Here is a 24,657-nt window from a genome sequence, read left to right on the forward strand (position 1 = left end):
ATCTGGACTCACTGTTCCAGTGAGGTGGCAGTGATCAAGACGGGGTAGTGCTCGATCTGCAGGCGGGCGGCGATGTCGTTGCCATTGACCGGCAGGATGGTGACGCCCGGAGCGGCTGCTCGGATACGGGCCAGGGCTTCATTATCGGCCACTTCGACGGCGAGGCCAGCCGCGCCCATTTCCTGAAGTTCAGCCGCACGTTGACGCAGCCAAGTCAACGACTGGGGATCGCCGCCCACCAGAAAGAAGGGTTGCAGGCCCGGCATGTTCAGGGCGCGAGACGTGATTTGGCCGGGGCTCAAGTGAGAGCTGCGGACGGGTAGTATCCAGGCTTCATCGGCAAACGTGGACAGGTCCGCATGCATGGCCCGATCAGGCAGGATCTTGTTGTTTATTGGCGGCCTGACGACCTGAAAATGGGGGCGGGTGAAGTCGCTAGGCTGATCCCCGGCTACGATCAGTTCCGGCTGGGCGAAAGGTGCCAAGAGCAGGATGAAATAGCAGATAAGGGATATTCGCTTCATGGTGGTGTGCCCTGTTTGAAGGAAACCTGCAGTCGTTCGAGTTGTCGGGAAAAGCCGGCGCGGTAACGCGCGGCTGGCGTTCCTCCTGCCGGGCGGTGATAACGTCCGGCAGCCAACACCCAATCACCGGTGGCAGCGTGATGCTCCTGCAACAGCGCGGCGGTGACGGCGAGATTTCGGTAGGGGTCGAGGGCTTCGCAGGGATTGGAGAAACGTTGTCCGTGGTAACCCAAGTTGGTTTGCCCGATTCCGGCATCGACCCGCTTGGGGTCATGTCGGGCGAGCGCTTGAAGCAAGGCGTGACAGGCAGCCTGGCGAGTGGCGAAGCGGTAAGGACTACCGGCGATGTTCAGGGTCCACGGCCAGGGCAGCAGTCGACCACGGACGCGGATACCGCTCTCCTGCAGGGCAATCGCGAACAGCACCGTAGAAGGGATGTCGGCGTCATGCGCCGCCAGTTGGTAGGCTGGCGGCGGAAGCTCCTCGGCCTGAGCCGCCAGCATCGCCAACATCAGCGCAATACCGCTCAGTCGAGGCGTTGCCATTGTCCATTCACCTGTTGAAATGTGGCAGGCAATGGCCCCGGGGCCCCCAGGCTGAACCAGCGACCACGGTCATGGTTCAGGGTGATCTGCCGGCGTTGAACCTTGGCCGGATCGATGTCCGCTTGCCGAGCCCAGCTACGGACGCGTTCATCCTCGCCTTGGCTGCCCACCAGGTAGATATCGAACGCCGTGTCACTGTTTTGCAAACGTTGTGCTTCAGCGGAGCATGCAGGGCAGTGGTCCTCCACAAACAGAGCTGGGCGCGGCGCGACCGATGAGCTGGTAGGGGACGGGGATGCCATGCCCTGGATCGGCAGCAGCCCGGGAAATAGCTTGGCCCAGGCCGTGGTGTAAGCGTTTTGGTAGGCCAACTCACGCTCGGCGCGTTTGGCTTCCAGCGCTACCTGCAATTCGGCATAGCGCTGGCGCTCTTGGTCGGTCTGGGCTTCGACTCCAAGTGCGGTCAACGGATCGAGGTTCGGGCTCCAGAAACCGCGTGGGCCGGCTTGGATCTGTTCGAAGCGCGTCCACTCCTGCTCTGTCAGCCCCCAGCTCGACGCCTGTTCAGAGTGAGAGCGCCCCAAGGGCGCGACCTGCGTGCCCTGATTCCGTGACTGTATCGTGAGGGGTTGGCTCATCGCAGCGCCCGTGGTCAATAGCGAAACGAGACAAACGACGGCGGGCAGTAACGCTCTGTTCATGATCGCTTCTCAAGGGAGGTGCACGGTCTGATCTGGTTGAGCGGCCACCGTGAAGATGGCTGAGTTCGGCTCCAGCACTTTCAGGTGCCAGGCGCCGAGCTGCTCGCCGTTATGCAGCAGCCGAACATCCATGAGCGAGCGACTGTCATGAGGTGCGACTGCCAAAAAGCGCTCACCACCACGGGATTCGACCCCCAACACCGAGAACGGTGGCGGGAGCGGGACGGGCTTGGGGTGAGCGGTCTTTTTCGGTTTGGTCGCGGAAGGCGATGGCGGTGGGGATGATGGCTGGGTCTTGATGTCCAGGAACTGCTGCTCGACCTGTTCAAGACGTGCGCGTAGCACTGTCAGGTCTGCCATGGTGGCACGGGCCGCCAGGCCATCGCGCAGTTCCTGTATCTCTTGCGCCCACTGATCCAGCATCGGATCGAGGGTATTGGCCTGTTGCTCACCAGTATCGACCATCTGCTTCAGGTCTTTCAGCGCGTACTGCAGCTTCTCCTGGGCGTCCTTGAGGGCGTTTGAGTCACGTTGCAGGGTGTCCAGGGTTTGTCGGTATTGCGTGTCCGTGCTCTGAAGGTCTGCCATGCGCTGGTACTGGTTATACAAACCACCGCTTAGCCCGGCGACCGCCAGGCAAAGTAAGCCGACAATGAGGGTTTGAAACGTCGAGGCTCTCATGGGAGTGCCTCCAACAGATGGGGCGAGACGGGTGTGATCAGCGCGACGCCGGCCTCCGTTTTCTGCTGTTCGAAGCAGACCGAACGGCTGACTTCATCGGTCGTGAGTTGCCAGGCGGGGCCAGCCAGCACTTGTAGCGCGCTGCGCAAAGGGATTGGGCCAAGCCGGTAATGGGCCGCCGGCAGGGGCCGGGTAAACAGCACCTTCACCGACGCGGTAACGGGACAGAGCGAATAGCCCGAGCGCTGCAATACGTACTGCAATGCATCCTGCACCGAAGGATTCAGATTGGACGGGATACTCACATCGATGATCTGGGTGAGAAGGTCGCGTTGTTCCGTGGTGGGCTCGGTGCTGACCAGCGTATAACGGCCATAGCGGAGTTCCGCCGTATGGCTTCCTTCAATTGGCCCCCTCGAGAGCTGGGCCCGATTGGAGCTACTGTCGATCTCGGGATGGGTCGAAAATGGGTTGGGAGTTTGCGCGGTGCAAGCGCTCAACAAACCCAGCAGGCAGACAGGCGGGAAAAAGCGCTCCATGGAAAAACCTCAAGTCAGATTCAGTGCAGAACCTGGCATGAGGTGAAGGAGCGATTCAGTGAGAAAGTTGATTTAAGGTGGGTCGTGTTAACGCTGAACACGTTGCTATTCATCGAAAATGGCGAGCCCATCCAAGACGGCAGCGTCGGGGTCGAAGATCAACAATCGCACATCCGCCAATGCCGCCAAATACAGTACGTTGACCAAGGCTTCCGGTGTGCCTGCGTCGAGTTGTTCTTGTCTCAAGCTCGAATAACGATTGCCCTCAATGTTCAGCAAGTTCTCGTCCGTCCAGGGTGTGCCGATCAGTTTGCAACCGATACCGCAGCAATCTGGCAGCGTAAAAAGCTCGAACAAGAGGCCGGTTTGCCTCGGCGCGGAGTGACTGACCCACTCTTCCAGATAAAGCATCGCTTCTTCAGGAAGATGTGCGGTACTGATCTCCCAGGCTCGACTGTAGTGTCCCGTTCCAAAGCTCAAGCGATGGACCATGGCTTGGGCTTCTTCCAGGGAGTACAGGTCGCCGACGTGATGCCGCTCGTTGAGCATTTCGCCCATCACAGCGTAGATTACTTGGCGCACTAGCCCGGTGGACGGGCAGCGTCCATCCAAATCATCCGAAATGGATTGGCCTTCGCTGATCAAGGCGAAATCGTCATTGAACAGGCAGGGGAATAGTTGCAGTGCATGGTCGAGCAGATGGGTCTGTGAGTCGTGTACGGGGCGAAAGCAAGGAGGACAGTCGTCTTCGTAGGTGATCAGTAGCAGCCGTTCGATATGCAGGTTGTCGTAGCCGCGAGCAAATGGATTTGAGGCCGGCAGCAGGGCTGCAGCTTGGGGGGCGCGGTTCATGAGGGTTCTCCAGGATGAAAATGAATAAGGCGCCCGAAGGCGCCTGTGAGGGTTAAAGCCAGCCATATTCGGCAAGGGAGAGCGGACGACCTTCACCCACGATGAAGTGATCCAGTACGCGCACTTCGATCAAGGCCAAGGCCTCCTTCAGCCGTGCGGTCAAAACGCGATCCGCCTGGCTGGGTTCCGTACAACCTGAGGGATGGTTGTGAACAAAAATGGCGGCGGCAGCGTTGTGCGCTAGGGAACGCTTAACGACTTGGCGGGGGTAAACGCTGGCGCCATCAATGCTGCCGTGAAAGAGAACTTCGAACGCCAGCGCCCGGTGCTTGGCATCGAGGAAAATCACTCCGAAGACTTCATGCTCTTGTTGCACAAGGTGCAGTTTTAGGTAGGAGGCCACGGCGTCAGGCGACGTCAGGATAGGGCCGCGGGCGAACAGCCGACGATCCAGAATATGCAGTGCTTCGTCGATCACCTGGTTTTCTTGGACGATACGATCAGCCTCGAAATCCGAGGTCTCAATCAGTGTGAGTGGGGTGCTCATGGTGGTATCTCCGAAGGGAACCATCAGGGGTACACGCCCGAGGGGAGTGGTGTCCCCGAGGTGGGTGTGGAGTCGCGGGCGTTAGCCGATGGCGCGCTGTTTACAGCCGAGTGAATCGGTGGCGTTGACCGTGCAGGGGCGAACCACAGCCGTCGCAGGGCAATGGGGAAAAAGCTTTTATTCCCCAGCCAGTTTCGGGATCGAAGTCGGCACTGATGGGCATTAACCGAACCAGTTCTCGATGGATGCCGGCGATGCGTTTCTCAATTTCATCCGTCGTGTAATAGAGCGATAACGTGCTGTAGTCCTCGTAAGCAGTAGCAAACAGGCAGTCGTCGCAAAGCCAGAAGGATTCCATGTTGGTTCTCCTGTGCGGATTGAAGAAAAGGCGCTCGACGGAGCGCCTTGATGAGGAACATCGTGGACTGTTCAGGCGGACTGAACGGTACGGGTGGCATCACGGCGGGCCGTGCGGGGAGTGGGTGGAGATTCAGGTTCGACCCGAGCCTCTGTTGGGTTTGCGGTCTCCTCAGCTTCGGTATCAGCCGATGAAGGGGATGGCTCACTGTTTGGCGCTTGCTCTGCAGGTGCTGTTACTTCCTGCCTGGCGGGCGCTTTGTATTCGAACGTGCCGTTGACCTTGATCCAGTCAATGAACAGCAAACGACCTTTCAGGCTGGCGCCCGGTTGGCCTTGTTTATCGCCTTTCTCGTAGAGAAACGGATCGATCCACAGGTCGCCGATACGGAACGACAGCAAGACCTTTTTCTCGGCGTTGACGGCGTCCCTATAGAGACGAATCAAGCGTTCAGCTTCACCTCCAGCGACTTTGCAGTCGAAGCGGGTGTACTCCACCGCATCAGTGGCACCGTGCAGGGCTGCGATATCGCAGGCCATGAATGGCTGGCCGCGGCGGACTTGTACTTCACGAACACGGTTGAGGTAGCCGATACCGACGGTGTGCAGATTGAAGTAAGTGGTCGCTTCTTGGGAGTGGTTGGCGTGGGCCATGGTAGTTCTCCTGTTTCAAGGGAAAACGGCGACGCACAATCCCTTACGGGGAAGTGAGTCCCCGTCAGTGTGGGTAAGGCGAAGGCAAGCGATGAACGACTCGCCACCGGCAAGCCGATGACGATCAGAACAATGCGTCTGGGGGAATAGCGGCACAGCAGAGGAACGTCTGCTGTGGTGATCCGCAGGCATGGGGTAGTGGGCATTCATCACCGCTGAAGCGGTAACCGCGCGAGCTTCCGAATGCTGATCGCACTTGGGTGAACCACCACGAACGTGGCGTAGCCTTGAAGGTTCAAGCTACTTGGGCTGGGCTGTCAACGACAGCGAACCACGCCCTTTGTATAAGCCTGTCAAAGGGGAGCGTCAAGACGCTGCAACCCGATTTTTTAAGGCCGGAATACGGTGGAAGTCACTGGGATTAAGAAAATGAAAAAAATGAAGAGTGGGCCTGGAGGGGGCGCCAGGCGAGGAAGAGAAAAGCCACCTTTGGCGGTCTTACGCAGTCGACAAACTCCTCGCAAAACTTGGTTTAACTGCGCCATGATTCGCCAACCGACCCTTGTCGTGGCCTGGGTCGGAACATGCTGGCACGCATCCGCGCACAAAGGGTGCCCAGTGTTTCCCCGGTGGGCTCCGGGACTGAATGCGATCGCCGAAGCGGATGACCGCTGTTGCCCTAGAGGCAACAGTGGTCATCCGCCACTACGATCAGGTCGAGCAAAATACGGGAATGAAATTCCGCAGAACAGAAGGCTCCGAACTCAAGGAGTCCGACCGAGCTACCCGGAGCGAATCGGTCTTGGGTCGCCGTTGGCGATAATCCTGAGGTACTACAGCAGAGAGGATGGGACGAGGTCAAGGCAGAGAGCGCACCATTCTCATGATGATCGTCCCATGACCATCATGAGCGACGCGTATCTTTACTGATCGACACAGTGCCCTTGCAATCCGGGTAGTAGGAGCACGACCAGAACGGCCCTGATTTTCCCGTTCGCCTGAGCATTGAGGCGTTGCACTTGGGGCAGCTCGGGCTCGTTTCGACCGCTATTGCCAAAGTGAGCGAGCGGTAGTGTGCGACCAACTGCGCGATCCAGCTCGCCTGCTTGGCAACGAACGCATCCAGGGTCAGGCGTCCCGATTCGATTTCGTCCAGAGCCTGTTCCCAGATTGCGGTCATACCTGGATCGGCGACTGCTGCCGGTACCGCCTCGATCAGGGTATGGGCCGCGGCGGAGGCCATTAAGGCGCGTTTTTTCTTCAGTAAATAACCGCGATCAATCAACCCTTTGATAATGCCGGCTCGCGTGGCTTCGGTGCCGATACCGGTGGTGTCCCGAAGTTTCTGTTTCAGGCGTGGGTCGTTGACTAGCTTGGCCACATTTTTCATCGCCTTGATCAGATCGCCCTCGGTGAGCGGTTTGGGAGCGGCGGTGCGCATGAACTTGAGTTCGACGTCGTTTACGGCGCACTGAGTACCCTGTTGCAAGACGGGCAATACTTGGTGCTTTTGACTGGGCTCATCGTCCTCGGTGTTGTCGGAGAGCAAGCCTTTCCAGCCCTGGATCAGGATCTGTTTGCCGACAGCGGTCAAACGTTCTTCGCCACATTTCAGTTCTACTTGGGTTCGATCAAACTCATGATGCGGAAGAAATTGCGCCAGGTAGTGGCTACGGATCAGTTCGTAGACCTGGCGTTCTTGTTCGGACATCCGCACCAGGTTTGCGGGCTCGGTGGTGGGAATGATGCCGTGGTGCGCGGTGACCTTGGCATCGTTCCATACGCGGGCGCGCAATGATCGATCGAGGCTCCCGAATGCAGGTCTGAGTGCAGGATCCGTTTTGAGCAGGGCATCGAGTACCGCGGGTGCCTCGTTGAACATACTCTCTGGCAAATAGCGGCAATCGCTGCGCGGGTAGGTGGTGGCTTTGTGGGTTTCATACAGGGCTTGGGTGATGTTCAGGGTTTCCTGAACACCGAGCCCCAGCTTACGCGAGCAGACTTCTTGCAACGTGCTCAGGTCGAAGGGCTGGGGCGGTGGTTCTCGGAACTGCTCAGTCTGCAACGAGAGTACCGTGGCGGACTTCTCGCCGGTGATTGTTTGGACCGCGTGATGGGCAAGCGCCTGTTGCAGGCAACGCCCCGCTTCGTCCCGTCCTGAACGTGGTGGTAACCACGACGCGATGAATCGCTGGCCCATCGACGATAGGTGCACGTCAACGTTCCAGTAAGGCACCGGGACGAAGCTGGCAATCGCGCGATCCCGATCGACCACCAGACGTAAGGTGGGTGTCTGGACGCGCCCCACTGACAAAACGCCGTCGTAACCTACTCGCCGACCGAGAAGGGTAAACAAACGACTGAGGTTCATGCCGATCAGCCAGTCGGCACGGCTGCGGGCGAGCGCCGAGTGATAGAGCGGGAAAGTCTCCTGATCAGACTTCAGCGAGGACAGGGCTTTGCGAATCGACGCCTCGTTGAGGGCGGACAACCAGAGGCGCTGAACCGGGCCTCGGTACTTGCAGAGCTCCAGCAACTCACGGGCAATCATTTCACCTTCGCGATCGGCGTCGGTCGCGATGACAACACTTGAGGCTTCACTCAGCAGGCGTTTGATGATTTCGAACTGCGCGGCGGTCTTGGGTTTGACCTCGACCTGCCACTGCACGGGAATGATTGGTAGATGATCCAGCGACCAGGATTTGTACTGAGCACCATAAGCGTCAGGTGGGGCCGTTTCCAGCAGGTGGCCGATACACCAGGTGACGGTTGTCTCTGTGCCGATTAGGCAACCGTCACCACGCCGAGTGGCCCCGAGCACCTTGGCGATGTCACGACCTTGGGACGGTTTCTCGCAGAGGAAGAGACGCATAGAGCTGCTCCGGATTGATTTAGGAGCAGCGTTGTTCGAAGTAGCGCGGACTAATATGAGAAACCTGAATGGCAGGTTCCTCATATTAGTCCGTGATGGCAGCCTTGAATGGGTCGAAGCTGCTACCTTGTTGTAGCGTGGACGACAGGGCGGGGCTTCACGAGCAGCCAGTAATAACTGGCCAGCAACTTCGCGTAAAGGCGCAATTTTTATGCCTGATGTCTGTCAGGCCGTAGGTGGTTGCCCTCTGCGTTTCTTGGGTTTCGACGCAGGTGAACCGGCCGGCTCTGTATTTTGAGAGGCCGCCGGTTCACTGGAGCGCTCGCGCATGACCACGCCGTTTAACCGGTGAGGTAGGATACCGACGCGACGGGCCTCGATCTTGAAGGTCACCCGCGCGTTATCTTCGCTGTCCTCCCACTCATCGCGCACGGTACGACCTTCAACCAGCACGCGCATGCCTTTCTGGTACAGCGTGCTCCAGTGTTCAGCCTCGCGGTGCCAGAGCTCAACCGGCGCCCAATAACCGCCCCGATCTTCATAGTTACCCTCGCGTGGCACGGGGTTGTCGAAGTACACATTCAGCCGTAGCAAACGTCGTGGCTCGTCATTGCCTGATGGAAATACCTGGAACTCTGGCGCACTGCCGATATTGCCTTCGCCGACGAAAAAAGTACTCATCGTGATACCTCCATTGCGGGTGTGAACTGGCGCAGCAGCTGTTCGGCACTGGCCATTTTGATCGCGCAGGTCGAGGCCTGGCGGTAAAGCGAATGCACCACGCTCATCTGCAGGTTCAGTGCAATGCGCTCGCATTCGAAACGGTGCAATCTCTCGCGTACGACCTGCGGCAAGGCTTTGTTGCAGACCTGGCGTTCCCAGACCGAGACTCCCATACGGGCAAAATCACGGGTGCGCCAACGCAAAAAGGTGCTGCCAGCGCTGGTGTTCTGCAGCACCAATCGGATATCCAGCAGTGAGTAAGGAGGCTGTCCGGCCTGCTGCACCACAGCCTCCATCAGGTGACATAACTGCGCCTCGATTTCCCTCGCTACCTGCGCCAGCTGTTCCAACTCCCCCTTACCCTTAAAAGGTTTTAAAAGGCCTTTTAGGTAGGCTGCGTGTTCGAGTTGTCGATAGGCATCCGGTGTTAACGCTTCGAAGGGCATTGGTTGAGCCGGGATCATCGGATTCATGCTTCGTCCTCCGGCTCATTCACTGTCGCAGAAGACACTCCCACGTCCTCTGCCAACGCGTCGGCGTCATGCACTGCCACCGCACCACGGCGAGTGATTGGCGGCGCGAACTGGGAGCGGCGATGACCCTCCAGGATGTCCATCGGGGGCAAACCCATCTTCTCGATAGCCGCAATGGCACGGGCGTTGTTCGCCGCCATGTCATCGCGTGTGACGCCGGCATGCCGATAGCGCTGGGCCTGGCCGAATAGGCTGCGCAGCAGATGGGCGCCTTCGTCGATCCAGGCTTCCATGTCGATGCGGCCGATCAAGGCGGTGTGATGGGCCAATAGGGTACGACGCACCAGGGTGTCGTAGTCGGTCAGCAGGTAGACCGCCAGAAAACCCAGCTGGCTGCCGATGTACAACGGCAAGGTGACGGGGTGGATGTTGAGGTTGTCGCCCATGTCGATCTGTGTCGGCAGATCCTGTCTGATTCGGTCCAGCTGCTGGGTCAGTTCCAGCATCCCAGCTTTTGCCTGCATCAGCTTTTCTTCGAGTTGCACGATGGCCCAGTCGGCATAGGGGTCGTCTTGGGCCGCGGTTTGTTTGATCAGGTTGGTGACACTGATGTAGCCGGCCATGCCCATGATCGAGTGGACGCCTTCACGTGCGGCCCGACCTTGCCAGATACGGGCGGCGTGGTGGGTGTGCAGGGTCAGGGTGATGCTGCTGCGCAGTGAACCCAGGTTGAGTTGATAGTGATCGGCCACGGTATTGTCCTCGCATAAGCTTGGACGGGAACGTTGCGACAGATGAGGGTCAAGGGCAGCCAAAAAGCTGAATGCGGTCTGTTCGGTTTGGTTTAAAAGGGCTAACTAAGGAGACGTCAGTGAAGGGTGAACCGGCTTTTCCCTAAGAGTTTCATAGTTTGGTCCGATGTGTTCGTAGAGTGGAATTCCATGGATTTGATGCCAGTGGCATCAAATCTACTGACGTCCACCGCGTTTACCGCGCAGTTGGCGCAGCTCATTCAGGCACGCTTGGGCGAGGGCGGATGCGGGTTCGCCCTGTTTTCGAATGGGGCGCGAGGGAGTCGGTGCCGGCGGCTCTGCAATGGGGGACGGTTTGGCCTGACCTGCCCAAGGATGAAAGTCACCTTTCAGCGCACGCTGGATCAGACCCATCAGATACGCCGCTGGCTTGCGGATTCCACCGGCCGCACAGCGTGCCCCTGCTTCGTTGAGCACCACCTGCCGATCCGCGGGTTTGAGCTTGTTTAGCGCCACGGCGACGGCCTGACGCTCGCTTGGGCTCAGTTGCAGCGCAGCGGGCCAGTGCAGGTTATCTACCGCTGGGGTCGCGCGTGGTACTGTACAAATACTTTCTTTTAATACAGTACAGGCGGCGCTCGGATTCCGAACGGTGCCGGAAACGCTGGCGTTCAAGCCTGGTTCGGAATCCGAACCAGGGCCTGCACGATTCAGAACCTGGTGATTTGCTCCCAGTTCGGAATCGTGGAAGGCATCATCGGCCGTCTGGTCCAGTCCTTGCTGTGTCCAGTGTTCGCCCCAGCTGTCGAGTCGCGTCGGTAACCGATCTCGCTCGATATTCTTATCCTGGCGGACTTCCTCCACAATGTGCTGAGCGACAATGCGCACCGCCTTCGTCGCATGACCCAGGGCATGTCCGACCAGCTCCAGGTAATCCTGATCCAGCTCCAAGGCTTCGGCAGGAGTTAACGGCTCATCGTGCAGAACATACAGTGAACCTTGAAGACGTCCACTGAGCGGGTCGCGTCCGCGACTCACCAAGCTGAGCCAACGAGTTAGTCTGAGCATCGTCAACACGCGGGCGATGGTTTCACGGGAGGCTGATGCGCCGTAGGGCACGCTCGACAGGTAAGGCTGCAAATCTTCATAGCGCGGCGTAACCACGCCGTTGCCTTGCAGCATGAGCCGAAACACTTGCCAGGCATTACGCTCCAACGGCGTCAACCGACAATCCAACAGCAGCCGACGTGGCACGACTTCGTGAGCTTGGCCACTGAACAGAAAGCCAGCTTGCATGGCTTGATTGGAGGGATGCTCAGTGGTGGGGCGTGCCGGCCAGCGTTCACTCAGTTGTTGGGTGCATTGCTGCAGGACACGCTGCCAGCGATTGGACGGGGCAGCGTTCATGTGCCGTTGCTGTACTGGTCAATCTGCTGCCAGACGATGGTCAGGCTGATCTGCTGCTCTTCGGCCAGCATCATCATGGCGTCGAGCTGGTCGCCGGTACTGTCCTGAGCGCGCAGCTGGCACCATCGCTGCCAGAGCGCATGTTCCTGGGCTTCGCTCAAATTTTGTGGACGGCCTTTACGGGTTTCTATCTTGAGCATTCGTCGACGTAGGGCGGTTTCCGAATGCGCCAAGCCGAAGCACTGATACATGATTGTGCTGCTGGCGCCCAGCTTGAGCGCTCGATTGATCAATCGCTCGTTCTGCTCGTCACGTTCGGCCTGCTCGATCAAGCGATGCAGCACCGGCGAATCAATTTTGATCTCAACCCAAGGGATGACGGCATGGGCCAGGCGCGACAACGTAGTGGGCGGTAAGGACTGCAACAGGTAGATGTCGTCCTCACTCAGTCCGAGGGCCTTGCAGCGCTTCAGGTTACCTTGGCGCAGCTCATGCAACACCTGGGTCAGCATGGCCTGGTTGAGGACATTGAAGGACAGGCTCATGGCAGCTCCTTCGGTGAGTTGTCTTCAGGGCAAAGCGTTAAATCGATCAGGCGGCGGGCCAGGCGGATCAGACGATACAGCCTGATGAGCAGACCGTCGGGCAGTCGTTCCAGGCCCACATCCGCCGCGGGACGGTTTGGCAGGGGGATTTGGTAAACCCCGAGCAATAGTTGGCCGAACAGGGCAGAGGGCAGCTGCTTGCGATCGTCCCAGTTCACGTCGTCTTGAGCACGCAACAGGGCCAGGAGCAGTAGGTGAATGCCGGTCGAGCGGGACGCGGCAAGATCGAGCCGCTCGATATCCAGAGTGAAGCCCAAGCCGTGCGGTTGATCGATGACGCTTTCGGGATCTCCAGCATAAGCGGCCATTTCACGAGCCAGCTGGGCAACGGCTAAACGCAGTTGCTCGGGGCTATCCAGTGTTGGCGCGATGATCCAGATGTCATCGGTCGTGAAGGCTTCGATGATAGATGTTGCTTTGGTGTTGGTCTCGCGATCGATCTGTTCGCGAATCTGTTGAACACGTGAGAGCGGGCTGGGCACTGATAGGGCATTGGTCTCAGGCGGTGCGAGCAGCTCCTCTCGAGCGGTTTCGGTCTGGGTTCTGGTCTCGGCTGATTGAGTGTGGGACTCGTAGGAGAGGGGTCCTGCCGCGGCTTCATCAACGCCCGGCAGACGGTTGTTCTCTGAGGGTGTGGTCACGACGATGCCCGGCGTTGAGATGACTCGCTGGGTGTCGCTCAGCTCCAGGGCCAACATGCGGTAGGACTGTCCGAGCAAACGGCTCATGCGCTCGAGCAGTTCATCTTGGAGCTGCTCAAGATCGAAGGACTCGGGGTCGGCATCGACGTAGACCAGAGTCTCGAGCCAAAATTCGGCGAACGTAATGGTGGCTGTTGGATAACGGTTCCAGGTTCGCTCTGCCTGACTACGTAGAGCGATCAGGCGTTCGATCTGGGGCTTGCCCAAACCGGCATACAGGGTGTGTGGAATGGCGGGCAATAAGTGTTCGAGGGTGTCGAGCATCCGGCTGATGTGCGACTGTGAAATAGGGTAACCCCCAGCGGCAAGACGTCGTGCCAGTTCACGTTGCGAGAGCACCGCTCCCTCTGCTTCGAGCATGGTTTTGAGTTTGGCCACCGCCAGAGCCCGTTCGATGAAGGTGAGTTGACCGTGCAGATCGCTTTCGGCCAGATGGCCTAGCAGGGCAGTGATTTCATTGCTCCAAGGTCGGAACAGGCAATGAATGCGAAAGAAGCGCTCGTCGCGGGTTTCCTGCCACAGCTCGCCGAGAATTGCCAAACGCGTATTACCGCCGTTGCGGATGATGAAATAGGTTTCACCCGGGCGGCGGGTAATCGGTGGCGGTTGATCCAGCCCGCGTTCACGGATCGAAGCCTTGATATCGTCATATAGCGGATTACGGATGAAGCGCGGGTTATGTTCGTAGGGCCGCAACTGCTCCAGCGTGACCAGCATCGGCGTGTCAGTAAGTGGATCGGACAGCCGCTCCAGTTCTGGCCCTCGAGGGAAATGGTCCTGGTGCAGCTTGCCGGTGATCTCCTCCTGACTGAGCTTCTTCATTTGAATTGCCTCAGTTAAGTTCTGTTGCGCAAATGGTCACCGACCTCGAACTTGACGATCTCGGCAGTCCCTGAACCTTCGAAATGTTGGGAAAGTTCTGCGAGGAACCGACCCATGGCCGAGCGCCCACCCTGGAGGCGAAAGACCACGGTGCAGTATTCTTCGCAAGGTGGATGATGTGATCGAATGGAGGGTGGAACGGTGATGGGAAGCTGATCCAACATTAAATAACTCCTTGCCAAACGCCGTTGGCCTCAAGGTCGATAAAAATGGTTTCGAGAGATGCCGGCTTGGTGCCTCATTTCATCGAGCGTTCGGGCACTTGCCCACCTTAGAGATCGCCTCGCGCCATTCCGGAAACAACTCGATGGCCAGCGCTTGCATGGTTTCCAGCGCTGATGGCGAGCGTCGTTCACGTGACTGGCGCGTCTCGATTCGGTGGACCGGTAGGCCTAGGGAGGCGGCATTGAGATATGCCACTCGGTCTGGAACCACAGTGTCTAAAACCGAGATGTTGGTAGCCTCAGCGAAGGTCTCACGCAGACCACGGATGATCATCCGTGTATCCACTCGAATGGTATTCACCTGGTTCAGTAGCAATCGGAAGGAGGGCAGTGGAATGCCCAGATGACGGAACGGCTCGAGTTCGCTCATTAGCTTCACGGTACCGCGGCGCAGTTCGCGGGCGGCGAGCATTTCCGGGGTTATGGGAGATAGGGCGAGATCGGAGGCCAGGATGGCCATCTCCAGCAACACGCTGCGTGTGCCCTGAGTGTCGATCAAAAGCAGGTCATAGTTGAGACGGAAGTTGTCGAGCAGATTGCGCAGTCGTAAACGTCCGTCAGGTGCATGCAGCAGCAAGTTGCTCAGTCGGCCTTGATCGTCGTTGGAGAGGATCAGATCGAGCCCTGCAATCACTGTCCTGGAAATAATCTGGGCAGGAGTTGTTAGGTTGAGGGCGATGATTTCATACGCACCTGCATTAGCCTTCTGGCTCAAGGCGTAATAGCTGGAGAGGGTGGGTTGATTATCCAGATCGAGCAGCAGAACGCGTTGGCCAGCATCTGCCAGCAGACCACCGAGGTTGGCAGCTATTGTGGTTTTGCCAACCCCACCTTTGGTGGATACCACCGATACCACACGCATGGCATCAGGCCTGCTGCGCCAAGCGCTCGCTGACCCACCGCTCGATTTCCAGCGAGTCCCAGCCCACAGCGCGCAATCCAATGCGTTTAGCCTGAGGAAATTTCCCTTCCTTCATCAGGTTGTAAATGTGCGCACGCTTGAAGCCGGTTTTACGCTCCACCTCGTCACGCCGCATGATGTGACGTTCGACCTGCAGTTGAGGTGCTTCAACGATGGGTGAGGATTGGCTGGACATGCTGGTCACTCCTGGCGCCGATTGGCACTTGGTGGGAAGTGGCCTGAATTGAATAGTAGAAGTGGGGGGAGAGTCATTGCACTGCAATCGTTGGGATTGCAGTGCAATGACTCTGTCTATTGGTTTTTTTTGAGGCTGCGATTCGCCGCGGCGAACTTTTCATCCAGCGTTCGTTTGCTGAGACCAGGGGTATCTGTATGGCGTGCGGTAATCGCATCTACAATTGCTGCTTGATTCTTGAATACGGAGAGAGGCTTACCAGCAGGTGATTGGTCCAGAAAGAGGTTGAGCAAAGCACCGATGATATTCTGATAGGTGAGTTCGCTACGATCGCTGAGCTGTCCGTGCGTTTTGACCATTGCTTTGAGGTCATCTCGTTCAAGTCCGATTGCCCGGAGGTCTACCAAAATATCTTGGAGGTGGTGCTGTAGCGTGCTCACCTCTCGCAGGAGGGTATCCCGGTCCGCTTGTAGCGCAAGAAAGGTCCCGAAACTGACTTTTTCATGAGCGTCTCCGTCGGATTCAAACAGAAAGCCGGGCTTCTGATCGGGATAGTAAACCTGCATCCAATGGCGCAAATCAGAGTGGCGTATTGCCAGTTGAAAGGGCTCCACGTAACTTCCCCTGAAAACCGAAATACCGAGACAGCCATAGGGCAATTCTCCATGGCGTATTGCGTCGTAGATTTTTTCGGTAGTCGCGTGAAGAGCTGGCCATTGAGGGAACAGTGCGGCAAGGTTTTCGGGGGCGGACCAAGCCGCTTGCACTATCTGTGCTTCGTAACGGATGAGATTGCATCAACGCAACGCCGCGTCGATGGGACGATAGAAGGTTTTGGGTTGCGGATTGAAAATATAACCTGACATCTGCGGATAGACCTCCATATCTTGATGAATAGACCTCCCCTGAAACGTCTCTACATCGCAAACCGGCAAACCGAAAATGCTGTGGCTGATTCACTCGGATTTTTACTCAGTGAGGTCATCCCATTTAACTATCTTTACGGTCAACAAAGTCCTCGCCGGGTAATCATCACCGACGGGCAAGGCTCCTGCCAGTTTATTGAAGGCCTCTGGGACTTGGGGGGCGGCCTGGTTGATCAGCGCTTCGTTTCCGCCGCTGTCTATGAAAGGCTCTAGAAAGGGCGCGAAACGATCATTCCGATTGAGTAAGGTATTTATGGAATTTGTATCTTGATAACCGAAGGCCTTAACGTAGCTGGCAAAGGCGCAGCACTGGCTCATGGCTGCACGAAGCAGCAGGTCTGAGAACACCGTCTCCATTAGACGATAGACCTGCGGGTCGAGGTCCTTCATGACCACGGCGTCAATTACGACCTGTTTCATCGTTTCAGCAAGAGTATGCATCGACCCCTTCTCGGTTTCAGTACGATTAGACCTGTCTTAGTCGTAAATAACTCGTTATTCGATCTGAGCCTATGTAAACGGCCGGCGAATACACCTTCAAAACCCCAGCATTAAGGACGATGGTGTCCATCAAAATACGTGGACACCATCGCCCTTATTGTCAGGATCACCATGCGCCAGTGCACCACTTATCCCAAGCTCTTCAAGTCTCAAATCGTCCAGGAATGCCTACAACCTGACGTCTCGATTGCCAGCGTTGCCCTGCGCCATGGCATCAACGCCAACCTGGTTCGCAAATGGATACCGCTTTACCGTGACGGGAAACCAGTCTCTTTACCGGCATTCGTTCCATTGAATATGGAAGCCGCGCCAGTGTCTTCCCCGCAGAGCATGGCCAGCATCGAAATTCCCCTCGGCCCGCAAACGCTCAGAATGAGCTGGACGATCACCGATCCAGAGGGCTGCGCTCGTTTCGTGCGTGGTCTTTTCCAATGATTCGTGTCGATGCTATCTGGCTCGCCACCGAGCCCATGGACATGCGCGCCGGCACTGAGACCGCGTTGGCCAGAGTGGTCGCGGTGTTCGGTGTGGCGAAGCCGCACTGCGCTTACCTCTTTGCCAACCGCCGGGCCAACCGGATGAAAGTCCTAGTGCACGACGGTGTCGGTATCTGGCTGGCGGCGCGGCGCTTGAACCAAGGTAAGTTTCATTGGCCAGGCATCCATCGTGGGATGGAAGTCGAACTTGACCCCGAACAATTTCAGGCGCTGATACTTGGATTGCCTTGGCAGCGAGTCGGTGCGGGTGGCGCAATTACAGTGCTTTAAGTGTCGCCTTTTAGCTGTAGCGGTCGGGCTGTTTTGGTAAAATCCACCCCATGACTTCCTTGCCCGATCTCGACCGAATGCCCCCGAACAACTGCGCACGCTGGCAGCGCAGTTGATGTCCAAGGTCGACTCCATGAGCCAGAAAATCCAACGCCTCGAAACGGTCAACGAGCAACTGGCTCATGAAATCGCCATCCTCAAGCGACACAAGTTCGCCAAGCGCAGGGAGCAACTGAGCCCCGACCAAGGCAGTCTGCTCGATGATCTGCTCGATACCGATATCGCGGCGATTGAGACTGAGCTTCAGGCATTGCAAACGAGACAAAGCAAAAACCTAAACGCACTGCATTCCGGCTGAGTTTCCACGCACACTGATACATCGCGAACCGGACAATACGCACTGCCCATGCGGCTGCGCACTGAAACGCATAGGTGAAGATGTCAGTGAAAAGCTGGGCTACACTCCGGGCGAGTTTACCGTTGAGCGCCATGTGCGTGGCAAGTGGGTTTGCGATGACTGCGAAACGCTGATCCAGGCACGGGTTCCGGCGCAGGTCATCGACAAGGGCATCCCAACGCCGGGTTACTTGCTCACGTCATGATTGCCAAGTTTGCTGACCACCGTGTGTCACGAACACAACCTCCATAGCTGAACGGAGAGTTGTGGTGCTTTATTGAAGATGAGGGTGGGCCCCTCGGAGTCGGTTTGCAGGAGCAGGCTCCAAACCACCTCAAGCTGCTGGGGTAAAGAGCCTTGGTGGTGAGCGTTGAGGAAAAGGCGCGGCATTGACCGCGTCAGGTGCGGTACAGAGAGACGAATGAAAATGAACCGTCGATGTGGTGTCGAAACGTATTCAGATGGTGTCGAAACCGGGCTTTGGTGGTTGGCCCGGGATGAAGGTCGAGGGATGCCTGCCGACTGCTCGACCGGCGCCCGGCATGAAGGCGGCGTGACTCTGTACCAGGCTTCAGTAAGGAACGTGAGAACCTGTCGTCCCGATGTTAAGGGAGAAGTGAATCGCCCCGGGTTTCTTAGGCGCCTCAATGCCTTAAACCGAGGGCAATTAGGAGTCGCCTCATCCAGTTTACTGAAGCGTCAGTTTGATGTCTTGGAACCGAGTAAAGTTTGGGGCACGGACATCGCCTACATCCGCGGGTATGAAGGCGGGCTGTATTTGGCGGTGTGTACTGCCGCGAGCTTCGGCTGCTCTGTGTATTTTTTCATCCCCTCTTATATTGATGTCCAGCATTTGGGGGGCAGATCATTTTTAAGTGGATACCATCGTCCTTATGGCTGGGATCGGGTAGGTGTTCGCCCGCTTACTGACGCGCGCCTATGTCGCGCGATGTTCGATAAGATCCGCAGTGGCATTGTCCAGAATCGTGGGCTAATGGCCTGACTCAATATGACCTCGAAACAAGGGCTTGGCGTGGCCAGCGTTATCTAGCTTGTCAATGAGTTCTTGACATTAAAGTGGACTTTAGATTTAAGGGTATCGTGGGCCAATGACTTTGAAGTCGAGATCATGATCGCTCAAAGCGTCTCTCCAGCGACCGGTGCCGGCCTACCTGCTGGCGTGCATCACACGTATCCCACTCCGCGCCGTGGCTACGTTCTATCTTTCTTTCTCAATGATCTAAGGACGCAACATGCAAACTATCCTCGGAGCTACCGGCCAGATCGCCGTTGAACTGGCGCGAGAACTACACCGGATCTTTACGGATGACATACGTCTTGTGAGCCGGAACCCGCTCAAGGTGAACGAATCCGACACTCTGGTACCGGCGGATTTGCTGGATGCCGGTCAGGCAGCTAATGCAGTCAAGGGCAGCAGCATCGTTTACTTCACCGTAGGTTTACCGCCGGATACAGAGATGTGGGAAACGCAGTTCTTATTAATGCTGCAAAACTCCCTAAATGCGACTCGCGCAGCTAACGCCAGATTTGTCTATTTCGACAACACCTACATGTATCCGCAAAATAATCGCGTGCTGACCGAGGGCGCACCCTTCGAGCCAGTCGGTCGCAAATGCAAGGTACGTGCCGCAATGGCATACTTGGTGCTACAGGAGATGGAGCGAGGTGATATTCCCGTCGTGATTGGCCGGGCACCCGAGTTCTATGGCCCCAGCAAAACGCAGAGCGTCACCAATAGGTTGGTCATCGACAATTTGAAAGCTGGCAAGATACCTCGTGTGCCCGTACGAGACGATACGAAGCGCACGCTCATATGGACTCCAGACGCGAGCCGCGCGTTGGCAGCCTTGGGAAACGCAGCAAGCACATATGGGCAAACCTGGCACCTTCCATGCGACGACAACCGTCTGACCTACAGGCAGTTTGTAACTCTGGCAACCGAAATTTTTGGCAGACCCCAATCTTACCGAGTCCTCGGCAAGCTCACATTAACGATGGCTGGCCTTGTCTCCAAGCAGGTGAGGGAGCTTCAGGAACTATTGCCACGATACGAGTACGATAACCTATTCGACTCTTCGAAGTTCAAGGAGCGTTTTCCTGAGTTTGACGTGACTACCTATCGTCAGGGGCTTGAACAGATTCTGGCCGAGTCGAATTGCATTTAGTTAAGAAGAGTATATCCATGACCTGCAGCCAAATGGCAGCAGGCCGGTAATTTCCTCGAGGGCTGTGTAGAAAGTCGGGCAGTGCCTCTTTGCGTTAGGCATACGGGTCAAGTGTAGTAATGTGCATATAATTGAGTCAAGCTTATTCTTACTACTACCTGATTGCCGCTTTGTAGCAAGCCAACGAACACCAGTTCGGGTGTCTAATTGCCCACGCTTTATCTGATACTGACTGCCTTACTATCTATGAGTACCGTACCGCCCTCGATGGGGTCAGCGCTGTCCAGCACTTGATGGGTGAAATCAAAAAAAATGGCGATAATCGATCCTTTGGCTAATCAGGTGGGGCCTTGATATTTTCCATAAGATGGGGCTCAGTGCGAATGCGTGACAACAATGCATAAAGTTTTTTAAGTAGTGAAAGAAGCTCCTGCTAGGATTAGTATGTTGTCGCCATGCTCACTGCGGTTTTCTCAGGAAGTTCAAGATGAATAGCCTCAGTTCACTACTGCAGACTATCTAACTAATCACTTTGCGCATTGGTGAAGATCGGGTCTAAGGCAGCAGACGTTTCGCCGGGCAGAATGGGCATCGCGTTGCAAGCAGACGCGGCGCTTGTATAAAGTGAATCATGCCAACAGGATCTGACCTAAGCTAATGTTCGGCTCAATCGCTAGCCGACATGGACGCAAGCGGCGCAGGGGCATACAGCGCACTCTGGAAGTCCGGCACGTACTCGTACTTCATCATCTTGCCTAGCTTCAGCGATTCGATGTACTTGGACAGGCTACCGCCGTTCAACGTCAGCTTCACGGAATCAGCGTCCGAGTTGGAGGCGTGACTCAACAGGCGGGAGACGGCGTAGCCGTACTGTAGTTGACCATTCTTGTCGGCATTGGTGAAGTTGCTCGTCACCATATTAACTTTGTCTGAAAGGTCCTCGAGTTTCTTGGTTTCAAGGGTGATGTCGAGCTTGCCGGTCTCGCTGTCTATGATTTCATAAGTGACTGTACTGTCGCTTTCCCGACGGTTGATACCTGTCAGCCACTTTGGTAGGTTGTAACCAACGACGCCCCTAACTCGGGCTATCTCTGTGTTGACCGGAAGCTTGACTACATATCCCCAAAGGTCATCCGACATGGACTGGCTGATCAGGCTGATGGGGCCGAGGTTCGATCTGCCGGGCTTGTTCGTGGCGATCGCAAGCGCAACCTCGTGGTATGAGTCGTTATCGCAGTAGTTGTACGAGAAGGCAGTCAAGGCGACCACCCCCCTGCCTGGCCATATTTGAATGGGTTGGATATGATTTTGCATTTCGGCAGGTATGAGTTCGCGCAGCCTATCCAGATCAGCAGTGTATATAGCTGTCACCCGGCTGTTTTGGTAGAAGAAGTTAGGAGAATAGGATTCGAAGCCCATGTCGACTTTCTTCTTATCGAGTCCCTTGAACCAACTCAGATCAATGCTAGGAGCTTCGGCCGCGATGACCGAGAGCGGCGGGTTAGAGCGATAGCGATCATACAGTCCCCCCGCAACGACAGGTACTTTGTGGCCGGCGATATTGATGACCACGTTACCGGGATGCTGGGTCTCCGGGGGCTGAGCCCAGGCGGGGATTACAATAACGTTCAGAAATAGTCCTGTTGCGAGCGCAATGCTTCTGAGTTCCATGCTTTCCGTTTCTCCACTATCTATGACTTACTTGTGTTAGCACCTAACAGGGCTGATGCTACCGACGCTAACCTTAAACTAAGCTTTAAGGTCAAGCGGTTGCGTGCGCTACGAGGAGAAAACCCGGTCTGACTTACCCACCAACTTCGTTGAAAGGCCTGCCACATGGGAGTGCGAGGCACTTTACGGTAAGTGTTAATAAATGTGTAACGCTGCTCGATCATGACGCACCCCAGAGTCGTTCACATTCATGCCACCGCCGATGTCTATTTATCGAATTACCCCATCAAGAAAGGACAGCTTACATGCAAACGTTTCCCGCAGTTCAAGTCAGGGCAGTACTCGGTCGCGGTTTCAAAGGGCGGGTGCGATGGTCGGTTTCGGATGAGTCCGAGCCTCGACGAAGTGCGCGAAATCCAGCCGTCGGCTATGTAGTTTTTTCCACAGAATTCCCAAGCGTTTGATGGCTTTGCGGAGTGGCCTAACATGAACACCGAACTTCTATCACCTACTGGACCCGCGACGCCCACTTAATGTTCCTGGCATGCATTGGCCTACTACGTACGACATGGCCTGTGCCGCTTCCGACACTGTGTGTCCTCCTACGCTACAGGGGCTTGATCCGTTCGATACTCCACCTTGATAGTCGCAACACACCATGGCATAGATGCAACACGCATCAGAAACGCAAGCGCTGAGTGAGAAATTTAACCGCATGGTTGAAATTTTTTCCCTCTATGAAAAGGAAGTCAAAGAGTCCGGTTCCAATTTGGCCCGCGAATTGAGAGCACCGTTCAATGCCGCCCAGAGTAGAGTCCAAGGCATGCTGGATGACATGTTTCCGCAGTCAGTGGAACAGTGCGGTTGGTATCAGACCAGCTACAGAGCCTGAATACGTTGGTGGGTTATTTTCACTTACGCTCCCTGTTATGCGCTGGCGAATTTAAAATTCACGTAAGCCGCTTTCATTGCACCGACTGATTAAGGAGCGTCTGGCCTGGTTCTCACTCCCGTTTAAAAAATGAAATGAATGTAATCACGGCGCTGGAATTTACCGAATTCATTGAAGGTGATCGGTTGCGCCTGTGGTAGTTGGTCAATATTCTGATCGAAAACGCAATCAAGTATGCACTCGAAGGCAGGGAGCTTGCTGTGGCTACCTATGGTGAGAGCGGCATGGTGTGCGTGGAGTTTCTGGATAAGGGGCAGGCTATCGATGAAAACGATCTGCGCACATGTTCACCCGATTTTGGCGTGCCGAACAATCGCGCGTGCGGATGACAGATGGCGTAGGGCTTGGGCTTTCGATCGTACAGGCGATTTGTGAAGCTCACGGCGGGAAAATTCTGGCTCTGTACAGGCCCGAAGGCGGTTTGACCCTAAAGGTGTTTTTGCCGTTAAAGCCTCCTGCCCTGAACTGTTACTCCTCTCGTTGAATGTATTTTTCGCGTTATTGATCAGATCTTAACAAAGCCTGAACAGCCTCTTCAGTATTAATCTTTAGAATGCCTTTATCACATACGGCAGAGCAAAAAGCGTGTTGACGTGGTACGGTTTCTTCTTGAAAATTATAAAACTGTGGTGCTCGCAACAATGCTGATCTGTGGATTAAAAAACTTTTTATTCTTCCAGGTCAGCGACAGTCATGAACAAAAAGTTTTTTTCGCCCTTGCAGCATCCATTCTTTTACTCGTCAGCGTTAGTTCCTTGGCGCAGGAAATCAGTGGGTCATCGGAGGTACCTGGAAAGGTGGGTTTACTGGGCGCATAGGCCTCGGTTACGACTGGCGCAGTTGAGAGGCACAGTTCACCACTAATCATCTGGGGCACTAAGACCTCGTGAATTTGCTATGCCTGCGCTCAAAGGTCGAGCAAGGGTAGTAGTGTCATCGGCGGGGCATCACCAATTGGGTATCCGCTGGAACGATGTGCAATTTACGCAGGACTACGACAAGTGGTTGGCAAATGGGCAGCCGAGGACTGCAATTGCACCGTTTGCACCGATGAGGCTTTATCAGTTCACGTATCCGCGGATACTGGCCTGATTAGTGCATGACTAACGCAGGGCTAGAATTAGCGCCCAAATCCGAAGGGGATGCTATGAATAATTGGTCAGTAAATACGGAACATCACTCCCAGGATCGACGTGCTGATGCTTGGCGTCAAGCCTTGCAGCATGTCTATCTGAGTACTGTCTACGATTACGACACCGAGCATTTGAAGGGGTATGTCAGCTACTGCATCTCTCCGCAGGGCATCGAGTTCGTTACCCTGTCCGGTAGCGCTCAGCTGCTGATCGGAGACTATCCGCTGCAGACTGAAAGCCTTTGGTTATCGGTTGTCATCAAAGGCGAAGCCTACCTGCATATCGACGAGCAACGTACTGAGCTTGCCGCTGGAACAATTCTGTATGGCGCCACTGGGGGGGACACAGTCGCTCTTGAGTTAAACGACGATTTTTGCCTGCTGACGCTGGAGCTGCCCCATGCGCTTTTCTACAGGCGCTTGCTTAACCCTCTTTCCATCAGCCACGGCACACTTTCGGGTGAGTCGGCGACCAGCCGCCTTTTAGCTAAACTGCTGGTGTCTGTTGCCGAGGAGCTTGAAGCGCTGGATTCCAGCACCTTCCACCCCGTGGAAACGGCACTCACCGAGCTGCTGATTCAGGCTCTGTCCGAACGCAACGCTATCAATACCTTCAAGGATCCGGCGCACGCCAAACACTTCCAACAAATTTGCCATTGCATCGAACTGCGCCTTGGCGACTCACAATTGAGTTTGGGCAAGATTGCCGAGAAATGTCACACCTCGGAACGCTATATCCAGAAGATCTTCAAAGAAGCGGGGCTTGGGTTTAACCAGTACCTCAGACGCCAGCGTCTGGAGCGTTGTAAGCGTGACATGGCAAGTCAACTGAACGGAGGACTGTCGTTATCGGAGATCTGTTTTCGCTGGGGCTTCAATGACCAGGCTTACTTCAGCCGGGTTTTCAGCGCTGAGTATGGGGTTTCGCCCAGGGCCTACCGCGCCAGGCAGCTGGACGTCCAGGCTAGCAACTAGCCCGGACGCGCATC

Annotated in this window: 28 protein-coding genes and 1 pseudogene; 7 read left to right on the forward strand and 22 right to left on the reverse strand. The window is 56.1% G+C overall.

Features of this window, described 5'->3' with window-relative positions; all coding sequences use genetic code 11:
• Positions 1 to 8 precede the first annotated feature (8 nt).
• The 21 genes from HKK54_RS22525 to HKK54_RS22620 all read right to left on the reverse strand — a co-directional run bounded on the left by HKK54_RS22525 (position 9) and on the right by HKK54_RS22620 (position 16,503).
• Positions 9 to 524 carry an integrating conjugative element protein gene (locus HKK54_RS22525; RefSeq protein ID WP_169387875.1) on the reverse strand — a complete coding sequence of 172 codons (516 nt, stop codon included), beginning with the start codon at positions 522 to 524 and terminating at the stop codon, positions 9 to 11.
• A complete protein-coding gene (locus tag HKK54_RS22530; protein ID WP_169387876.1) occupies positions 521 to 1,069 on the reverse strand; it encodes a lytic transglycosylase in 549 nt (182 codons plus the stop codon). Before HKK54_RS22530 ends, HKK54_RS22525 begins: the two co-directional genes overlap by 4 nt.
• Positions 1,051 to 1,770 carry a TIGR03759 family integrating conjugative element protein gene (locus tag HKK54_RS22535; RefSeq protein WP_169387877.1) on the reverse strand — a complete coding sequence of 240 codons (720 nt, stop codon included), beginning with the start codon at positions 1,768 to 1,770 and terminating at the stop codon, positions 1,051 to 1,053. The genes HKK54_RS22530 and HKK54_RS22535 overlap by 19 nt, the downstream gene beginning before the upstream one ends.
• 9 nt (positions 1,771 to 1,779) lie before the next feature.
• Positions 1,780 to 2,451, reverse strand: coding sequence for a chemotaxis protein (locus HKK54_RS22540; RefSeq protein WP_169387878.1), 672 nt, complete (start codon positions 2,449 to 2,451; stop codon positions 1,780 to 1,782).
• Positions 2,448 to 2,990, reverse strand: coding sequence for a PFGI-1 class ICE element type IV pilus protein PilL2 (pilL2, locus tag HKK54_RS22545; protein WP_169387879.1), 543 nt, complete (start codon positions 2,988 to 2,990; stop codon positions 2,448 to 2,450). Before pilL2 ends, HKK54_RS22540 begins: the two co-directional genes overlap by 4 nt.
• 105 nt (positions 2,991 to 3,095) lie before the next feature.
• Positions 3,096 to 3,842 (reverse strand): DUF5983 family protein, encoded by a 747-nt coding sequence (locus HKK54_RS22550; protein WP_169387880.1) that lies wholly within the window; start codon positions 3,840 to 3,842, stop codon positions 3,096 to 3,098.
• A 52-nt stretch (positions 3,843 to 3,894) separates the two neighbouring features.
• Positions 3,895 to 4,389, reverse strand: coding sequence for a RadC family protein (gene radC, locus HKK54_RS22555; protein WP_169387881.1), 495 nt, complete (start codon positions 4,387 to 4,389; stop codon positions 3,895 to 3,897).
• 100 nt (positions 4,390 to 4,489) lie between these two features.
• Positions 4,490 to 4,747: a hypothetical protein gene (locus tag HKK54_RS22560; RefSeq protein WP_169387882.1), complete on the reverse strand. Its 258-nt coding sequence runs from the start codon at positions 4,745 to 4,747 to the stop codon at positions 4,490 to 4,492.
• A gap of 71 nt (positions 4,748 to 4,818) precedes the next feature.
• The gene (locus HKK54_RS22565; RefSeq protein WP_169387883.1) at positions 4,819 to 5,400 is read right to left on the reverse strand and encodes an STY4534 family ICE replication protein; all 582 of its coding nucleotides are present in this window, start codon (positions 5,398 to 5,400) and stop codon (positions 4,819 to 4,821) included.
• A gap of 904 nt (positions 5,401 to 6,304) precedes the next feature.
• Positions 6,305 to 8,272: a DNA topoisomerase III gene (locus HKK54_RS22570; protein ID WP_169387884.1), complete on the reverse strand. Its 1,968-nt coding sequence runs from the start codon at positions 8,270 to 8,272 to the stop codon at positions 6,305 to 6,307.
• Positions 8,273 to 8,497: 225 nt separating this feature from the next.
• A complete protein-coding gene (locus tag HKK54_RS22575) occupies positions 8,498 to 8,953 on the reverse strand; it encodes a single-stranded DNA-binding protein (protein WP_169387885.1) in 456 nt (151 codons plus the stop codon).
• Entirely contained in the window at positions 8,950 to 9,468 is a 519-nt protein-coding gene (locus tag HKK54_RS22580) for a DUF3158 family protein (protein ID WP_169387886.1), read from the reverse strand. Before HKK54_RS22580 ends, HKK54_RS22575 begins: the two co-directional genes overlap by 4 nt.
• Entirely contained in the window at positions 9,465 to 10,220 is a 756-nt protein-coding gene (locus tag HKK54_RS22585) for a PFL_4669 family integrating conjugative element protein (RefSeq protein WP_169387887.1), read from the reverse strand. The genes HKK54_RS22580 and HKK54_RS22585 overlap by 4 nt, the downstream gene beginning before the upstream one ends.
• Positions 10,221 to 10,436: 216 nt before the next feature.
• Positions 10,437 to 11,627 carry an STY4528 family pathogenicity island replication protein gene (locus HKK54_RS22590; RefSeq protein ID WP_169387888.1) on the reverse strand — a complete coding sequence of 397 codons (1,191 nt, stop codon included), beginning with the start codon at positions 11,625 to 11,627 and terminating at the stop codon, positions 10,437 to 10,439.
• Positions 11,624 to 12,172: a DUF2857 domain-containing protein gene (locus HKK54_RS22595; RefSeq protein WP_169387889.1), complete on the reverse strand. Its 549-nt coding sequence runs from the start codon at positions 12,170 to 12,172 to the stop codon at positions 11,624 to 11,626. Before HKK54_RS22595 ends, HKK54_RS22590 begins: the two co-directional genes overlap by 4 nt.
• On the reverse strand, positions 12,169 to 13,755 hold the full coding sequence (locus HKK54_RS22600; protein WP_169387890.1) for a ParB family protein: 1,587 nt from the start codon (positions 13,753 to 13,755) through the stop codon (positions 12,169 to 12,171). Before HKK54_RS22600 ends, HKK54_RS22595 begins: the two co-directional genes overlap by 4 nt.
• A gap of 14 nt (positions 13,756 to 13,769) precedes the next feature.
• Entirely contained in the window at positions 13,770 to 13,979 is a 210-nt protein-coding gene (locus HKK54_RS33845) for a hypothetical protein (RefSeq protein WP_336604749.1), read from the reverse strand.
• Between the two features lie 79 nt (positions 13,980 to 14,058).
• The gene (locus HKK54_RS22605; RefSeq protein ID WP_169387891.1) at positions 14,059 to 14,901 is read right to left on the reverse strand and encodes a ParA family protein; all 843 of its coding nucleotides are present in this window, start codon (positions 14,899 to 14,901) and stop codon (positions 14,059 to 14,061) included.
• Between the two features lie 4 nt (positions 14,902 to 14,905).
• Positions 14,906 to 15,136 (reverse strand): AlpA family phage regulatory protein, encoded by a 231-nt coding sequence (locus HKK54_RS22610; protein WP_169387892.1) that lies wholly within the window; start codon positions 15,134 to 15,136, stop codon positions 14,906 to 14,908.
• Positions 15,137 to 15,252: 116 nt separating this feature from the next.
• Positions 15,253 to 15,903 (reverse strand): hypothetical protein, encoded by a 651-nt coding sequence (locus tag HKK54_RS22615; protein ID WP_237150974.1) that lies wholly within the window; start codon positions 15,901 to 15,903, stop codon positions 15,253 to 15,255.
• 201 nt (positions 15,904 to 16,104) lie between these two features.
• Positions 16,105 to 16,503 carry a hypothetical protein gene (locus HKK54_RS22620; protein ID WP_169387893.1) on the reverse strand — a complete coding sequence of 133 codons (399 nt, stop codon included), beginning with the start codon at positions 16,501 to 16,503 and terminating at the stop codon, positions 16,105 to 16,107.
• Positions 16,504 to 16,641: 138 nt separating this feature from the next.
• On the opposite strand from HKK54_RS22620, the gene tnpA reads away from it, so the two are divergent.
• The 5 genes and pseudogenes from tnpA to HKK54_RS22645 all read left to right on the forward strand — a co-directional run bounded on the left by tnpA (position 16,642) and on the right by HKK54_RS22645 (position 19,913).
• Positions 16,642 to 16,998 (forward strand): IS66-like element accessory protein TnpA, encoded by a 357-nt coding sequence (gene tnpA / locus HKK54_RS22625; RefSeq protein ID WP_169387894.1) that lies wholly within the window; start codon positions 16,642 to 16,644, stop codon positions 16,996 to 16,998.
• Positions 16,995 to 17,330 (forward strand): IS66 family insertion sequence element accessory protein TnpB, encoded by a 336-nt coding sequence (gene tnpB / locus HKK54_RS33650; protein WP_169387895.1) that lies wholly within the window; start codon positions 16,995 to 16,997, stop codon positions 17,328 to 17,330. The genes tnpA and tnpB overlap by 4 nt, the downstream gene beginning before the upstream one ends.
• A gap of 50 nt (positions 17,331 to 17,380) precedes the next feature.
• Positions 17,381 to 17,952, forward strand: a pseudogene (locus tag HKK54_RS22635) (IS66 family transposase zinc-finger binding domain-containing protein); the annotation flags it as partial.
• A 196-nt stretch (positions 17,953 to 18,148) separates the two neighbouring features.
• Positions 18,149 to 18,730, forward strand: coding sequence for a hypothetical protein (locus HKK54_RS34025; RefSeq protein WP_442962310.1), 582 nt, complete (start codon positions 18,149 to 18,151; stop codon positions 18,728 to 18,730).
• 250 nt (positions 18,731 to 18,980) lie between these two features.
• Positions 18,981 to 19,913, forward strand: coding sequence for an NAD-dependent epimerase/dehydratase family protein (locus HKK54_RS22645; RefSeq protein ID WP_169387896.1), 933 nt, complete (start codon positions 18,981 to 18,983; stop codon positions 19,911 to 19,913).
• 666 nt (positions 19,914 to 20,579) lie between these two features.
• On the opposite strand, the gene HKK54_RS22650 is transcribed toward HKK54_RS22645, so the two are convergent.
• On the reverse strand, positions 20,580 to 21,584 hold the full coding sequence (locus HKK54_RS22650) for an acetoacetate decarboxylase (ADC) (protein WP_169387897.1): 1,005 nt from the start codon (positions 21,582 to 21,584) through the stop codon (positions 20,580 to 20,582).
• Positions 21,585 to 22,819: 1,235 nt separating this feature from the next.
• Between HKK54_RS22650 and HKK54_RS34030 the strand changes: the two genes are divergently transcribed.
• On the forward strand, positions 22,820 to 23,020 hold the full coding sequence (locus HKK54_RS34030) for an ATP-binding protein (RefSeq protein WP_169387898.1): 201 nt from the start codon (positions 22,820 to 22,822) through the stop codon (positions 23,018 to 23,020).
• A 663-nt stretch (positions 23,021 to 23,683) separates the two neighbouring features.
• Positions 23,684 to 24,643 carry a helix-turn-helix domain-containing protein gene (locus tag HKK54_RS22660; RefSeq protein WP_169387899.1) on the forward strand — a complete coding sequence of 320 codons (960 nt, stop codon included), beginning with the start codon at positions 23,684 to 23,686 and terminating at the stop codon, positions 24,641 to 24,643.
• Positions 24,644 to 24,657: the final 14 nt, after the last annotated feature.

Origin of the sequence: Pseudomonas sp. ADAK13 (genome assembly GCF_012935715.1) — a bacterium.
In the GTDB taxonomy this organism is placed as follows: domain Bacteria; phylum Pseudomonadota; class Gammaproteobacteria; order Pseudomonadales; family Pseudomonadaceae; genus Aquipseudomonas.